Here is a 16,014-nt window from a genome sequence, read left to right on the forward strand (position 1 = left end):
GACGATTCTGGCTTTGCATACTGACTGCAGCGACCACATTAACATCAGGCTGCACTTATATTGCCAAAGACTTGCGGCATTCCGGTGGCGTCGTCGGTGATGTTCTCGACACACGCATGTTCGACGCGAGTGGATCGAAACAACTCGCCTTGCTTCGCTATGCGATATTGATCGATATGGTCGCGCGCGGCGGCAGTGTCTATGCGCGCGATTCCCGCGAGAACGAAGCCTATGTCAACTACCTCGTTGCAGCCTCGGACGAACTGAACATCGTTGCAGGCGACATTTACCAACTGGATCAGGTTTTTGATCTCAAGCCCGGAGGCGCAACACCGAACCTCGCCTGCCCCGTTCCCATGCATGGAGCAAATCCCCCTGAAGCAAAGCCTGCCCGCCAGGTCCTGTCCGGCGAAATACAAATGCTAGCCGACCAGTTCGAAACGGATGCGCGCTCAGCCCGTGACAGCGCACAGGTAGCACAGGCGAACGCCGCCATCGCGCAGGCAGCTGCAACCTCGGCAGCGGACAGCGCAGGTAAAATCGAGAACATGCTGGCAGGGCAGCCCGCAAACGACACCAAAGATGACGCAAAGGAAGCACCGACAACGATGCCTGACGACAGCCCCGATACCGGCGGCTGCCTCAGCTATCGCGTGAACTTCGAAACTGACCTGCCCATGATTGAAAAACGCTTGTTCCGCCTCGCCATGGCAGCACTGCCGCAAAAGCAGGCAAAGCAGTTCCTTGATCAGGTTACGTCGGGCAACCTCGTGTCAGCAGTATCCGCCGCTTTCAGCTTCTCGGTAAAAACGCTCGACGGATTGCACAGCGGCGCAGCCACCCATCGCACCGGACTCGAAGTTCTTGCTCGCAACTCGGTAGAGTGCAACAAGGCCAAATATAGCAAAAATGAAACCGTCTCGCAGTTTTTGGAATGCCTAGGACTCAATGACGATAAACTGTTCATCGGAAAACAGGACAATCAGAACTCGTATTATACGGGAATTCAGCCAGCGGCCTTCATGGCACTGATGCGCAATTTGCGCGACAGCTGCAGGATGATCCCCATCAGCATTGACGATCCCACGGGCAATTTGAACGCAGTACGCGCAGAGCGGATCGACACCTGCAACAAAATCGAATTCCTCCCGCGATCGCGCTGGCAAACCAAAGAACAGATCGACCATATGCGCGACCTCATTATCAAACCGAAATCTTCGCCGGTCGATTACCTCGGCTTGTAGGAAAGCACAGCACCGCCCCCTGAAACCCTGCGAAAGGCCCGGCCATGAAAACCGGGACGCCGCCCAACCTTGTGGAAAAGCCCCGCTGCGGAGCCGCTTTTGCTTGGGTTTGGCGGGCGCAAACCCTATATGCTCGGCATGGCTACAGAACCCGAAAGCGGCAAGAATCAGAACACCTACGGCGCGGATTCGATCAAGGTCCTCAAGGGCCTCGACGCCGTGCGCAAGCGTCCCGGCATGTATATCGGCGATACCGACGACGGCTCGGGCCTGCACCACATGGTGTTCGAGGTTTCGGACAACGCCATCGACGAGGCGCTCGCGGGCCACTGCGACCTCGTGCTGATCGAGCTCAACCCGGACGGTTCGGTCTCCGTCGAAGATAACGGGCGCGGCATTCCCACCGACCTGCACAAGGAAGAAGGTGTCTCGGCGGCCGAAGTCATCATGACCCAGCTCCACGCGGGCGGCAAGTTCGAGAACACCAGCGACGACAATGCCTACAAGGTCTCGGGCGGCCTTCACGGCGTGGGCGTCTCGGTGGTGAACGCGCTGTCGGAATGGCTGGAACTCACCATCTGGCGCGACGGCAAGGAGCACTGGATGCGCTTCGAGCACGGCGACGCCGTGGCGCCGCTGATCGTCAGGGGCGATGCTCCGAAGGTGGAGCAGAACTCCGATCAGAACGGTTTCAAGAAGGGGACCCGCGTCACTTTCCTCGCCTCGACCGACACGTTCAAGAACGTCACCGAGTTCGATTTCGACAAGCTGGAGCACCGCTACCGCGAACTGGCGTTCCTCAACTCGGGCGTGCGCATCCTGCTGCGCGACAAGCGGCATGAGCAAGTGGCCGAACACGACCTGTTCTACGAAGGCGGCATTGCGGCCTTCGTGCAGTTCCTCGACCGCAACAAGCAGGCGCTGATGCAGGAACCGATCGCGATCTCGGCCGAGAAGGACGGGATCGGCATCGACGTCGCGCTGGAATGGAACGATTCGTACTACGAAAACGTCCTGTGCTTCACCAACAACATCCCGCAGCGCGACGGCGGCACCCACCTCGCCGCCTTCCGCGCCGCGCTGACGCGCACGCTCAACAACTATGCCGAGCGTTCGGGCCTGCTCAAGAAAGAGAAAGTCACGCTCTCGGGCGATGACATGCGCGAAGGCCTGACCGCAATCGTCTCGGTCAAGCTGCCTGACCCGAAGTTCTCCTCGCAGACCAAGGACAAGCTGGTCAGCTCCGAAGTGCGCCAGCCGCTCGAAGCGCTGATGAGCGAGAAGATGACCGACTGGCTGGAAGAGAACCCGGCTATCGCCAAGTCGATCATCCAGAAAGTCATCGACGCCGCCGCCGCGCGCGAAGCCGCGCGCCGGGCCCGCGAACTCACCCGCCGCAAGGGCGTGATGGACATCGCCAGTCTGCCCGGCAAGCTCGCCGACTGCCAGGAGCGCGATCCCAGCAAGTGCGAACTGTTCCTGGTCGAGGGTGACTCGGCCGGCGGCTCCGCCAAGAGCGGGCGCGACCGCAAGGTGCAGGCGATCCTGCCGCTCAAGGGCAAGATCCTCAACGTCGAGCGTGCGCGGTTTGACCGCATCATCTCGTCGAAGGAAGTCGGCACGCTGATCCAGGCCATGGGCACCGGCATCCGCGACGACTTCAACCTGGAAAAGCTGCGCTACCACAAGATCGTCATCATGACCGACGCCGACGTCGACGGCGCGCACATCCGCACGCTGCTGCTGACGTTCTTCCACCGCCAGATGCCCGACATCATCCGCGCCGGGCACCTCTTCATCGCCCAGCCGCCGCTCTACAAAGTCACCAAGGGCCGCAGCGAAGTCTACCTCAAGGACAACGCCGCGCTGGACCGCTATCTGGTCGAGGCCGGTCTCAGCGGGCGGATGCTGGAAACCTCGGGCGGCGCCCGCAGCGGCAAGGAACTGGAAGCGCTGGTCGAACACGCGATCCGCCTGCGCAACCTCATGGCCTTCGTGCCGCGCCGCTATGATCCGGTGATTGTCGAAACGCTGGCGCTGTCCGGCGCGCTGGAGCCGGACATGTCCGCCACGGCGCGCGCGGCCGCGCTCGAAAAGACCGCTGCCTGGCTCGACCGCGGCGATGGCGAGGCCAAGTGGTCCGCCCGCCTCTCCGAAGACGGCATCGTCGAAATCGAGCGCCTGTGGCGCGGCGTCACCGATCACCACAAGATCGAGGCGAGCTTCCTCTCCAGCGCCGAGGCCCGCAAGCTGGCCCGCCTCGCCGCCGAGAACGCCGAGATCTACGAAGGCACGGCCCGCCTCGTGCGCATTACCGCCGCCAGCGAAGCCGCGGAAACCGAAGGCGATGACGGCGAGGAAACCGCAGCCGCCCGCCCCACCGCGCAGGCCGGGGTCATCACCCGCCCGAGCCAGTTGCTCGAAGCCGTGCTCGCCACGGGCCGCAAGGGCCTGTCGATCTCGCGCTACAAGGGCCTTGGCGAAATGAACGCCGAGCAGCTCTGGGAAACCACGCTCGACCCGGAAAACCGCTCGCTGCTGCAAGTGAAGGTCGAGGATGCGGACGTGACCGACGAGATCTTCACCCGCCTGATGGGCGATGTGGTCGAACCGCGCCGCGATTTCATCCAGGAAAACGCGCTGAACGTGGCGAACCTCGACGTCTGAGCCATTCGCCCCCCACCTCCGTTCGACACGAACGGGTGGGGGGCGTTGGTTGGCCGAGGTTGCGGGGCAGTTGTCCCGCGACTGTCATCGGTCCCGCCTATGCGGCGATCTTTGCGCGCCAAAAGGACCAGCCATGCCCCAGTTCGACATCTCCCGCCGCAGTCTGATCGGCGGCGCGCTGGCCACGGCAGGAGTCGTGCATGTGCCGGGCGCTTTCGCCGCCACGGCTCACCCGCCTCTGAAACGTCCCGCCAAGCCGATCGTGATCGGCCATCGCGGCGCGCCCGCGCTGCGGCCCGAGCACACGCTGGCCAGTTATGCCAAGGCCATCGCGGACGGCGCCGACTTCATCGAACCCGATCTGGTTTCGACCAAGGACGGCGTGCTGATCGCCCGGCATGAAAACAACATCGCCGAGACCACCGACGTTTCCGCCCGCCCCGCCTTCGCGGCGCGCAAGGCCACCAAGGTCATCGACGGCGAGACCATCACCGGCTGGTTCACCGAGGACTTCACGCTGGCCGAGATCAAGTCGCTGCGCGCGAAGGAGCGGCTGGGTCCGCTGCGGCCGGAAAGCCATGGCTACGACGGGCAGTTCCAGATCGTCACGCTGGAGGAAATCGCCGATTTCACCGCCGCCGAAGCTGCCGCGCGCGGACGCACGATCGGCCTGATCCCCGAAATCAAGCATTCGACCTATTTCGCCGGGATCGGCCTGCCGCTCGAACAGCGCCTGCTCGACCGGATTGCCGCCAGCACTTACCTGCAGACCGCCCCGCTGATCATCCAGAGCTTCGAAGTCTCGAACCTCAAGTGGCTGCGCGAGCGCCTGGCCGGGCAGAAGAATGTCCAGCTCATGCAGCTCACCGTCCCGGCCCCGGTGCGCCCGGCCGATCTCGCCGCCAAGGGCTCCGGCCCCACTTACGACGAGATGCACACCCCGCGCGGGCTCGCGGACATGGCCGCCTATGCGGACTGGATTTCGCCCTACAACCTCGCCCTGCTGCCGCGCGACAAGGACGGTGCCCTTTCGGCGACGCCGACGCCGCTGATGGACAATGCCCATGCGGCCGGCCTGCTGGTCTGTTCATGGACCTTCCGCCCGGAAAACCACTTCCTGCCCGCCAACTTGCGCAACGGCGAAGGCGACGGCGCACGCAACCCGCAAGGCAGCATGGCCGAAATCCGCGCCTACCTCGCCGTCGGTCTCGACGCCTTCTTCACCGACGATCCGGCGATCGGCCGCGCGGCGGTGGACGGCTGACGCAAGCCGCAAGACGCCGCGCCTCTTTCATCCTATCATGCGCCGATGACGACCCGTTTCGGCTCCGCCCCCGGCCCCGCCATCTTCGAAGCCCTGGCCCATGCCGCCTTCGCGCGCATCCCTTCTCCCTTCGCCGAACACCTCGACGGGATCACGGTCCATGTCGAGGAATTCGCCGACGACGAGACGCTGCACGCGGTGGGGCTGGAAGATCCGTTCCAGCTCACCGGCCTCTATCACGGCCGGCCGATGAGCGAGGAAAGCGTGTGGGCCTCGGGCGAATTCCGCCCGCGCATCACGCTCTACCGCCAGCCGCTGCTCGCCGAATGGTGTGAGACGGACGTGACGCTGGAAGATCTGGTGACGCATGTCGTCGTGCACGAAGTCGGCCACCACTTCGGCCTCAGCGATGCGCAGATGCACGCGCTGGAAGAGGGCGGGCGTTAGGGCCTGTGGGGATTCAGCCCTTGGTCTGATGGAGCCAAAGTTCGCCTCACAATTCGTCGCCCCCGCGAAGGCGGGGGCGACGTGGAATTGGGATGCGAACTTCCGATTCACGTGACTGGAACGTGATCGCCTTACCTTGAATCGTCATTGCGAGGCCCGCAGGGCCGCGGCAATCCAGAGCGAGCGCAAACCGCCCTGGATTGCTTCGCTTCGCTCGCAATGACGAAGGGTTCATTCAAAGACGATCGCCCTCCAGATCTTCATACTGCCCTATCCGTCCCCGTTCGTGTCGAGCGAAGTCGAGACACCGCGACGTCGGCGTGTCTCGACTTCGCTCGACACGAACGGATGGGATTTGGTGTCCGGGAAGCGGCATGAGAAAACCGCACGCCCCGCGCGCAATTTGGTCGCTGGAGCGTCACGCTTCCATGCGATAGAGCGTCGCCATGCTTTTCCGGATTCCCCCCCGCATCGCCCCGCACATTGCTCCTCTGGCTGCCCTCACCCTGCTGGGCGCCTGTGCCACAACTCCCTCCACGCATCAGGTAGCCGCTCCCGCCGTGCAGCCGGTGGACGTGGGGATCATTGCCATCAACGACTTCCACGGCGCGCTGGAGCCGCCCAAGGCGGCGGTATCCGCGCCGGACGGCAAGGGCGGATCGATCCCGGTCCCGGCTGGCGGCGCGGCCTGGCTCGCATCGGCGGTCGACCAGCTCAAGGCCGAGCATCCTAATCATGTGGTGGTGGCCGCGGGCGACCTGACCAGCGCCTCGCAGCTTTCCTCCTCGCTGCATCTCGACGAGCCGGCGGTCGGCGTGATGAACCGCATCGGGCTGGAATTCAACGCGGTGGGCAACCACGAGTTCGACCGCGGCTGGAAGGAATTGCAGCGCCTGCAGAACGGCGGGTGCGAAAAGAACACGCGGCTGCAGCCCTGCCAGCTCGAACAGTTCCAGGGCGCGCGGTACAAGTACCTTTCCGCCAGCACTTACAAGGCCGACGGCACCACCCTGTTCCCCGCCACCGGGCTCAAGAGCTTCGGCACGGGCGCGCAAAAGGTGACGGTGGGCTTCATCGGCCTGTCGCTCAAGGACGTGCCCACGCTCGTCTCGCCCGATGAAGTGAAGGGGCTGACTTTCGGCGACGAGGCAGAGGCGATCAACCGCGAAGTGCCGAAGCTCAAGGCCGAAGGCGCCGATGCCGTCGTCGTGCTGATCCACCAGGGCGGCTACACGACCGGCGGGAACCCGAACGGTTGTGACGATCTGACCGGCGCGATCAAGCCGATCCTCGACCACCTGAACCCCGGTGTCGATCTGGTCGTCTCGGGCCACACGCACTGGCAATATGTCTGCCAGTACGGCCAGACCCGGCCCGGCGATCCGATCCTGCTGACCAGCGCGGGCGTTTACGGCAAGCTGGTGACGGACATCACGCTCACCATCGATCCGGCCACTCACCGCGTCATCGCCAAGAAGGCGCACAATGTGATCGTGCAGTCGGAAGGCTATGCGAGCGGGCGCGGCGATGTGCCCAATACCGCGCTCTACCCGCAGTTCAGCCCGCGTGCGGACGTGGCCAGCTATGTGGCGGCCTATGTGAAGGACGCCAAGGACCTGATCGCGCGCCCGGTGGGCAAGCTCTCCGGCCCCGCCGCCAAGCCCTCTGGCGAAAGCAACGAGGGCGGCCCGCTCGGCAACCTGATCGCCGACGGCCAGCTCTATGCCAGCAAGAGCGCCGGCGCGCAGATCGCCTTCACCAATCCTTTCGGCATCCGCGCCCCGATCGATCCGGCGCCCGATGGCACCGTGACTTTCGGCCAGATCTACATGGTGCAGCCGTTCAACAACGACCTGGTGACAATGACACTCACCGGCGCGCAGGTCCGCGCGGTGATCGAGGACGGACTGGACGATGACGGTGCCAAGCAGGTCCTCGCGGCCTCGGCCGGCCTGAAATTCACCTTCGACATGTCCCGCCCTTCGCGCAGCCGCGTGGTTTCGCTGACGCTGAACGGCAAGCCCATCGATCCCAAGGCCGATTACCGCGTGACCGTGGTCCAATTCCTCGCCGAGGGCGGGGACGGCTTCTCCACCTTCAAGCAGGGCACGGACGAAGTGCGCGGGATCATCGACAACGTGGCCTTGCAGGAGTGGATCGCCGCCGTGCCGGTGCGGCAGGTCCCGGCCGAAGTGCGCGCAGTGAAGATCGGGGGGTGAAGATCGGGGGGTGATAAGCCTCTCCCCCTCCTCTGAAGAGGAGGGGGATAAATCTGTTACGCTCCGTCCCGCAGGAACGCGACGAACCGGCCTGTAAGCCTGCCCGTTTCGGTATCCCCGCAAGTCAGCACCGAATGCACTTCGATCCGCGCGCGCCTTTTCCGGGCGAGCGTCTTCACGAACGCGGCCCAGGCCGCCTCGTCCGCCAGCATCGATGAGGCGGTGAACGGGCCCTGCATCGGGCGGCCATAGTCCATCTGGTTGGACTGGATCACCACTTCGCTCGGCAGCCCCTCTTCCACCAGCCGCAGATGCACCAGCGACCAGGCGGCAAGGATCGCCAGCGCGGAAGCACTGCCGCCGAACACCGTGCTCTTGTGATTGATGTTGGGTTCCAGCGGCGCTGTGAGCACGACGGATTGCGCGGTGGCCGACCGAACCTCCACCTGCATGGCCGCCGAAAGCGGGATCTGCCGGTGCAGGTATTCGCCAAGCTCTTCCGGGTCCATCGCGCCTATCCGAACAGCCAGCGGCCAAGCAGCCGGTGGAACGGGAACGTGAAGAACCCGGCGATCAGCAGCGCACCGATAATGAGCCCGCGCACGGTCCGGCGGTGGCGATAGACGTCGTGGCGGCGCGCGGCGATCACCAGCACCGGAACCAGCACGATGGTCATCGCCGAAAGTGCATGGATCGGGCTGAGCTGGCCATGGTTCTGCAAGCGCACGAACAGGCTGTCGACCGCCGTGATCAGCATCGCCCCGGCCCAGACATAGCCGAGCTGGCGATGCCCCCGTGTGCCGCGCCGGCGCCAGAGCAGCACGGGCGTCAGCACCAGTGCGACAACGACGGTGGAAAGGTGCAACCAGACAACGGCCGGAACCAGGCCCCAATCGCCCATGCCGCGCAGCACGGCGGCGGCGATAAAGCCCAGCAGCACCAGCGCCAGAGCGCCCAGCAGCTTTTCCAGCTTGTCGGGAGCGGTGGACATATGCGCCTCGGTCATCAGAACCCCGCGCCGTCCGGCCAATCGGGCGCGGCGAGGCCCATCACCTTGAACAAGGTGCCCATCTGATCCTCCGCGATAAGCCGGTCTTTCGCGGCCTCCAAAGCCGCCGCATGATGCGGCGCCGCGGCGGCGAGATTGGCCGCGCGGGTCTCGATCCCCAGCGCGCGCAGGAAATGGCCCTGCGTCACCGTGCCGAGATGGCGCGCCCCGCCCGCCTGCGCGGCATCGGCCATGGCCGCGAAATCGACCAGACAAGTGAGGTCCGCCTCGCCCGGCGTGGCGAAGGGATCGACCTTGGTATGCGCCTTCAGCGCCTGCAGCGTGGAGCCGGTCTGGCTGCGGTCATAGCCATAGTCGATGAACAGCGCCGCGCCGCCCTGCCCGGCCAGCCGTCCGGCAATGTCATGGGCAACCGCCGCCGCGCCCGGACAGGTCTCGATCAGCGTGCCGTCCGCCTGCTCGCGCATTGCGGGCGGCACTGCCGCGTCCATCGGCTTGTCCCCGGCGACCGGCAGGAAGCGGCCGGCCTGAAAATCCACCATCCGCTCGCGCCAGCCCTGCGGCGTCTTCACCAGCTGGCGTACCGGCAGTGCGTCGAGAAATTCGTTGGCGACGACCAGCATCGGCGCGTCCTCGGGCAGGCTGGCGACGTCATGATGCCACTGCGCCTGCGGCACCGCGCCCCGCTGGATGGCCCGCAGCGCGGTGGATGCTTCGACGAGGTGGACTTGCGGCGTCAGCCCGCAGCGCGCCATCGCCCGCAGCGCATCGCGCGCCAGAGTGCCGCGCCCCGGCCCCAGCTCGACGTAGTGGAACGGCCCCTCGCGTCCGGCCCTGATCCAGATGTCGGCCAGCCACAGCCCGATCAGCTCGCCGAACATCTGGCTGATCTCCGGCGCGGTGATGAAATCGCCCGCGCTGCCGAGCGGGTCTTTCCCGGCATAGTAGCGGGCGTTGGATTCGCCCATGAAGTGCTGCAGCGTGACCGGCCCGTAGTTGGCGATCAGCCGCTGGAAAACAGCCGCGAGCGGCTCTCCGCCCCGAGTCATCAGGCCATCATCAGGCGGCGGACGGAGCCATGGCTGTACGGCCGCTGGCCAGCTCCGGCTTCATCAGCGCGCGCGTGATCAGGAACAGGCCGAGCGCGATCAGCGGGATCGTCAGCCACTGGCCCATCGAAAGGCCGGTGTTGCGCGCGAACTCGGCGAGCTGGGCGTCCGGTTCGCGGAAGAATTCGACGATGAAGCGCGCGCAGCCGATGCCGGTGGTAAACACGCCGACCAAGAGGCCGGTGCGGAAGCGCGCGCGTGTCTTCCAGAACAGCGGCAGCATGATCAGGATCATCATCAGCCCTTCCAGCCCGGCCTCGTAGAGCTGGCTGGGATGGCGCGGCAGCGGGCCGGCATCGGGAAAGACCATCGCCCAGGGCAGGTTCGGGTCCGTCACCACGCGCCCCCACAGCTCGCCGTTCACGAAGTTGGCGAGACGGCCGAACATCATGCCGAACGGCACGCAGACCGAAATGTAGTCCGCCACGCGCACGAAATTGAGGCCATTGCGCCAGGACACCCACAGCATCGCCAGCAGCACGCCGATCAGCCCGCCGTGGAAGCTCATGCCGCCGTGCCAGAGCTGGACCAGCTCGGCGGGATGCAGCCACATGCTGGGAATGGCGGAATCGCCGCCGGTGTAGAACGTGGCGTAGCCGAGACGCCCGCCCAGGATGATGCCCAGCGTACAGTAGAAGAACAGGTCGTCCGCATGGCGCTGCGCCAGCGGCGCACCGGGCGCCTTGATCATGCGGCTGAGGTGCCAGTAGCCGAGCAGGATGCCCGCCAGATAGGCCAGCGAATACCAGCGCAGTTCGAAACTGCCGATCCGGAACAGGTAGTTCTTGAGGCCCAGATCCACCCAGTGAATCGGTTCGTGCACTTGCACCGCAGCGGCGGCGGCCAGTTGTATCAGGGACATTCGATCTCTCTGCCTGTGTCTTGCCTGGCTGTGTCCTGTGCGGCCCCGCGCGGACCTGGGGAGGCTCTGTTACGGGCGCCTTCTGGCATAGCCCGGCTGATGATGGTAGCCGCGTTTTCACACCTTCGCTGCACAATCGCTGAACACCGCCGGGCAGCGGGCGATCACCGCGATCGCCTCCGCTGCCTTTCCATAGCCATCCCACCAGTCTAGAAGCCGCCTCCCATGAACAGCGTGATCCGGATTCCCTCGCCCCGCAAAGTGATTGACCGGCGCGAGCTCGTGCAGACACTCGACAAGCTGGTCGAGGCCCATGGCCCGTCCAAGGCGCGCAAGTTCGTGGTCGAGGCGCTGCGCAGCGCACAGGAAGCGGGCCGCGTGGAAATCGCCCGCCGCCTCGTCGAGAACCCCTCCGCCGGGCACGAAGTCGCCGAAGCCCAGGCGTTCCTGACCGACCAGCTGATCCGCGTGATCCACGATTACGTGGTCCAGTACGTCTATCCCGCCAGCAACCGCTCCAAGGGCGAGCGGCTAACGGTCATGGCCGTGGGCGGCTATGGCCGCGGCGAGATGGCGCCGCATTCGGATGTCGACATCGCGTTCCTCACCCCGATCAAGAACACCCCCTGGTGCGAACAGGTGATCGAGGCGATGCTCTATTTCCTGTGGGACCTCGGCCTCAAGGTCGGTCACTCCAGCCGCTCGCTCGACGACATGGTGCGCATGTCGAAATCGGACCTGACGATCCGCACCGCGATGCTCGAAGGCCGCTATGTCTGGGGCGATCAGGAGCTCTATGAAGAGGCGCGCCAGCGCTTCTGGAAGGATGTGGTCTCGGGCACCGAGCGCCAGTTCGTGGTCGAGAAGCTGGCCGAGCGCGACGAGCGGCACAAGCGCATGGGCGACAGCCGCTATGTCGTCGAACCCAATGTGAAGGAAGGCAAGGGCAGCTTGCGCGATCTTCACACGCTCTACTGGATCGGCAAGTACATCCACAAAGTGCGCGACCCGTCCGAGCTGGTGTCCGTGGGGCTGCTCACGCGCAAGGAATATCTCTCGTTCCGCCGCGCCGAGAACTTTTTCTGGGCGGTGCGCTGCCACCTGCACACGATCACCCGCCGCGCCGAGGACCGGCTGACCTTCGACCTGCAGCGCGAAGTCGCCTCGCGCATGAATTTCTCCGACCGGCCGGGCAAGAGCGCGGTCGAGCGGTTCATGCAGATGTTCTTCCTTCAGGCCAAGGTCGTGGGCAACCTCACCGGCGTGTTCCTGGCCCAGCTCGATGAGCAGTTCGCCAAGAAGCAGCCGCGCGGGTTGCTCGCCGGGTTCCGGGCCAAGGAACGCATGGTCAAGGGCTACAAGGTCTTCGGCGGGCGCATCAAGGCGCCTTCGGACGACTGGTTCACGCAGGATCCGGTGCGCCTGATCGAGATCTTCGTGATCGCCGACCGGGAAGGTTTCGAGATCCACCCTGAAACCATGCGCCTGATCTCGCGCGATGCCACGCTGATCAAGGACGAGGTGCGCCACGACAAGCGCGCCAACGAACTGTTCATGGACCTGCTCACCAGCCGCAATCATCCCGAGACGGTGCTGCGCTGGTTCAACGAGGCCGGCGTGTTCGGCCGCTTCGTTACCGAATTCGGCCGCGTCAACGCGCAGATGCAGTTCGACATGTACCACCACTACACGGTGGACGAGCACACCATCCGCGCGATCGGCCTGATGTCGCGGATCGAGAAGGGCGAGCTCAAGCAGGACCACCCGCTGGCGCACGACATCGTGCACAAGGTGCGCTCGCGCCGCGTGCTCTATCTGGCCGTGCTGCTGCATGACATCGCCAAGGGGCGGGACGGCGATCACTCGGTGCTGGGCGCCGAGATCGCGCGCAAGCTGTGCCCGCGCTTCGGGCTGGACGAGGAGGAGACCGATCTGGTCTCGTGGCTGGTGCGCCAGCACCTGCTGCTGTCCGCCACAGCCTTCAAGCGCGACCTGTCGGACGGCAAGACGATCAGCAATTTCGTCGAAGTCGTGCAGTCGCTGGACCGGCTGCGCCAGCTCACGCTGCTGACGATCGTCGATATTCGCGCGGTCGGCCCCGGCACCTGGAACTCGTGGAAGCGCCAGCTTATCGGCGAGCTCTATGCCGCCACCGAGGAGCGCCTGCGGCTGGGCCATGCCGAATTCGGGCGCGAGAAGCGGGTTGCCGCGAAGAAAGCCGCCGTCGCCGCCCTCTCGCCGGAAAGCGCGGCGCTGATCGAGAAGATTGGCACCAAGTTCATCGACGCCTACTGGATCGCCGAGAGCGAGGACGTGATCGCCAAGAATCTCGCCCAGCTCGAAGCGGCCGAGGCGCTGGCCCATGCCCTGTCGATCCATACCGAATACTATCCGGCCCACGGCGCGACGCTGGTGACGGTGATCGCCTCGGACCATCCGGGCCTGTTCTACCGCATCGCCGGGGGCATCCACCTGGCCGGCGGCAACATCATCGACGCGCGCATCCACACCACCCGCACCGGCCGCGCGGTCGACAACTTCCTGGTGCAGGACCCGCTGGGCCGCCCCTTCATGGAGGAAGCCCAGCTCGAACGGCTGCGCACCTCGATCGAGAACGCGCTCGCCAACCGCATCAAGATCCTGCCCCAGCTCGTCGCCAAGCCCGATGCGCGCCCGCGCGCCGATGCCTTTGAAGTCCGCCCGCGCGTGCTGTTCGACAACAAGGCCTCGAACCGCTTCACCGTGGTGGAAGTCAATGCGCGGGACCGTCCGGCGCTGCTCAACCGGCTGGCCTATGCGCTGTTCGAATCGCGGCTGATGGTCCATTCCGCGCATATCGCCACGTATGGCGAACGCGCGGCCGACACGTTCTACGTCACGGACCTGCTGGGCGAGAAGCTGACCTCCACGAACCGGCTCAAGGCGCTCGAACGCCGCCTGCTCGAAGCAGCAAGCGAGCACAGCGCCGAGGAAGCGGCGGCCTGACCGTCCGGCCCGGCTCCAGTGGCCCTGCCTCGATACGGACCCGGCATTGGCCTGGTGTTGAAAGGAACTTTCGGCGATCCCATCTGTTGCATTGCAGCATGCCCAGTGCCATCCCCCCATCACTGCGCAGGATCTCGCCATGAATGCTCCTGATTCCGACCACCACCAGCTTGCACCGCAATGCGTTCTCGTCCTGCAGGGCGGCGGCGCGCTCGGCGCCTATCAGGCGGGCGTCTATGAAGCGCTCGCGGAACACCGTGCCCTGCCCGACTGGGTTGCGGGCATCTCGATCGGCGCGATCAACGCAGCGATCGTCGCGGGCAACGCCCCGGAAGAGCGCGTGGCGGCGCTGCGCCGCTTCTGGTATCGCGCCTCTGCCGAACTGCAGTACCGGCTGGACGAACCGATCGGCTTCGCCCGCCGGACCTTCAACGAAGCCTCTGCCCAGTTCGCGGCCGCTTTCGGGATACCCGGATTCTTCAATCCGCGCTGGCCCATGCCGCTGCCCGAATGGCCGGCCGAAATCGGGCAACTGAGCTTCTACGACACGACCCCGTTGCGCACGTCGCTGCTCGAACTGGTCGATTTCGGCCGCATCAACCGCTGCGAAACGCGCTTCAGCGTCGGCGCAGTCAACATGCTGAACGGCAATTTCACCTATTTCGACAATACCCAGCGCAAGATCGGCCCCGAACACGTCATGGCGAGCGGCGCGCTGCCGCCCGGCTTCCCGCCGGTCGAGATCGATGGCGAATGGTACTGGGACGGCGGCCTCGTTTCGAATACGCCTCTGCAATATGTGCTCGACAACCGCACCCCTTGCGAGATGACCGTGTTCCAGGTCGATCTGTTCTCCTCGCGCGGGAGCGTGCCGCGCACCATGGCCGACATCGACCAGCGGGTGAAGGACATCCGCTATTCCAGCCGCACGCGCCTCGGCACCGATCAGTCCCGCCAGATGCAGAAGATGCGCGCCGCCGCCCGCCGCCTCGCACACCGGCTGCCCCGGGAGTGGCACAACGATCCGGACATGGCGGCCCTGCTCAACCACCATCCCGAAGGGGCCGTGGCGGTGATGCACCTGATCAACCGCACGCGCGGCTACGAGACCAATTCCAAGGACTACGATTTCTCGCGCATGACCGTGGACGATCACTGGGCCGCGGGCCGCGCCGACGCGCTCTATTCGCTGGAGCACCCCGACTGGACGGGCCGCGCGCCCGCTCCCGACGAAATCATCACTTTTGACCTGGCCGGCGACCGATTGGGTCGTGAACTCACCAGCCGCTGACCGAACCGCACGGAGAGAAAGCATGAAGCTCAAGGACAAGGTCTGCATCGTCACTGGCGCTGCCAGCGGCATCGGCAATGCCATCGCGCACAAGTACGCCTCCGAAGGCGGCAAAGTCGCGATCGCGGACCTCAACATCGATGCCGCGCAGAAGGCGGCCGACGACATCAAGAGCACGTTCGGCACCGAAGCCATGGCCATTACCATGGACGTCACCAGCGAGGATCAGGTGAATCAGGGCGTCCAGGCCGTCGTCGATGCCTGGGGCACGGTCGACGTGCTGGTTTCCAACGCGGGCATCCAGATCGTCAATCCGATCGAGGACTTCGCCTTTTCCGACTGGAAGAAGATGCTGGCGATCCATCTCGACGGCGCCTTCCTCACCTCCAAGGCCGTGATCCCGCACATGTATGCGCAAGGCTCGGGCTCGATCATCTTCATGGGCTCGGTCCACTCGAAGGAAGCGAGCAAGCTCAAGAGCGCCTATGTCACCGCCAAGCACGGACTGCTCGGCCTGTCGCGCGTGATCGCCAAGGAAGCCGGCCCCAAGGGCGTGCGCACCAATGTGATCTGCCCCGGCTTCGTGCGCACCCCGCTGGTCGACAAGCAGATCCCCGAACAGTCCAAGGAACTGGGCATTCCCGAATCGGAAGTGATCAGCAAGGTCATGCTCGGCCAGACCGTCGATGCCGAATTCACCACGGTGGAAGACATCGCCGAAGTCGCGCTGTTCTTCGCCGCGTTCCAGACGAACGCGCTCACCGGCCAGTCGCTGATCGCCAGCCACGGCTGGTACATGGAATAAGGGAAAGCGGGCTCCGCGCGGCGTGCCCCCATGCACCCCGCACGGAGCCCGGCCCTCCGGGTCGAAGGGTCGGCAGAGACTGTTTGGGAAATGCCCGTTTGGGCATTCCCGT

General features: G+C 65.1%; 12 protein-coding genes. 8 read left to right on the top strand and 4 right to left on the bottom strand.

Translation table 11 applies throughout. From position 1 onward, the window contains the following. Positions 1 to 71 precede the first annotated feature (71 nt). From NN5_RS03055 to NN5_RS03075, 5 genes are all read left to right on the top strand, one after another. Positions 72 to 1,244, top strand: a complete 1,173-nt coding sequence (locus NN5_RS03055) for a hypothetical protein (protein ID WP_157080980.1) — start codon at positions 72 to 74, stop codon at positions 1,242 to 1,244. A gap of 138 nt (positions 1,245 to 1,382) precedes the next feature. Then, on the top strand, positions 1,383 to 3,911 hold the full coding sequence (gene gyrB, locus NN5_RS03060; RefSeq protein WP_067732615.1) for a DNA topoisomerase (ATP-hydrolyzing) subunit B: 2,529 nt from the start codon (positions 1,383 to 1,385) through the stop codon (positions 3,909 to 3,911). Between the two features lie 133 nt (positions 3,912 to 4,044). Further along, entirely contained in the window at positions 4,045 to 5,175 is a 1,131-nt protein-coding gene (locus NN5_RS03065; protein WP_067732584.1) for a glycerophosphodiester phosphodiesterase family protein, read from the top strand. Between the two features lie 45 nt (positions 5,176 to 5,220). Then, positions 5,221 to 5,622, top strand: a complete 402-nt coding sequence (locus tag NN5_RS03070) for a metallopeptidase family protein (RefSeq protein ID WP_067732585.1) — start codon at positions 5,221 to 5,223, stop codon at positions 5,620 to 5,622. A 446-nt stretch (positions 5,623 to 6,068) separates the two neighbouring features. Continuing rightward, positions 6,069 to 7,841 carry a bifunctional metallophosphatase/5'-nucleotidase gene (locus NN5_RS03075; RefSeq protein ID WP_067732586.1) on the top strand — a complete coding sequence of 591 codons (1,773 nt, stop codon included), beginning with the start codon at positions 6,069 to 6,071 and terminating at the stop codon, positions 7,839 to 7,841. Between the two features lie 56 nt (positions 7,842 to 7,897). Here the strand turns inward: NN5_RS03075 and NN5_RS03080 are convergent, their stop codons facing one another. From NN5_RS03080 to lgt, 4 genes are read right to left on the bottom strand one after another with little or no spacing between them, the layout of a single operon-like run. Next, positions 7,898 to 8,350: a YiiD C-terminal domain-containing protein gene (locus NN5_RS03080; protein ID WP_067732587.1), complete on the bottom strand. Its 453-nt coding sequence runs from the start codon at positions 8,348 to 8,350 to the stop codon at positions 7,898 to 7,900. Positions 8,351 to 8,355: 5 nt separating this feature from the next. Continuing rightward, positions 8,356 to 8,847 (bottom strand): DUF2306 domain-containing protein, encoded by a 492-nt coding sequence (locus NN5_RS03085; protein ID WP_067732588.1) that lies wholly within the window; start codon positions 8,845 to 8,847, stop codon positions 8,356 to 8,358. After that, entirely contained in the window at positions 8,847 to 9,899 is a 1,053-nt protein-coding gene (locus tag NN5_RS03090) for a class I SAM-dependent methyltransferase (protein ID WP_067732589.1), read from the bottom strand. Before NN5_RS03090 ends, NN5_RS03085 begins: the two co-directional genes overlap by 1 nt. 10 nt (positions 9,900 to 9,909) lie before the next feature. Next, entirely contained in the window at positions 9,910 to 10,821 is a 912-nt protein-coding gene (lgt, locus tag NN5_RS03095; RefSeq protein WP_067732590.1) for a prolipoprotein diacylglyceryl transferase, read from the bottom strand. A gap of 225 nt (positions 10,822 to 11,046) precedes the next feature. Between lgt and NN5_RS03100 the strand changes: the two genes are divergently transcribed. The 3 genes from NN5_RS03100 (at position 11,047) to NN5_RS03110 (ending at position 15,902) form a co-directional block, all read left to right on the top strand. Next, positions 11,047 to 13,806: a [protein-PII] uridylyltransferase gene (locus NN5_RS03100; protein WP_067732591.1), complete on the top strand. Its 2,760-nt coding sequence runs from the start codon at positions 11,047 to 11,049 to the stop codon at positions 13,804 to 13,806. A gap of 139 nt (positions 13,807 to 13,945) precedes the next feature. Continuing rightward, positions 13,946 to 15,097 (top strand): patatin-like phospholipase family protein, encoded by a 1,152-nt coding sequence (locus NN5_RS03105; protein WP_067732616.1) that lies wholly within the window; start codon positions 13,946 to 13,948, stop codon positions 15,095 to 15,097. Positions 15,098 to 15,119: 22 nt separating this feature from the next. Continuing rightward, positions 15,120 to 15,902, top strand: a complete 783-nt coding sequence (locus NN5_RS03110) for a 3-hydroxybutyrate dehydrogenase (protein WP_067732592.1) — start codon at positions 15,120 to 15,122, stop codon at positions 15,900 to 15,902. Positions 15,903 to 16,014 lie beyond the last annotated feature (112 nt).

Origin of the sequence: Novosphingobium naphthalenivorans NBRC 102051, assembly GCF_001590985.1 — a bacterium.
GTDB lineage: Bacteria > Pseudomonadota > Alphaproteobacteria > Sphingomonadales > Sphingomonadaceae > Novosphingobium > Novosphingobium naphthalenivorans.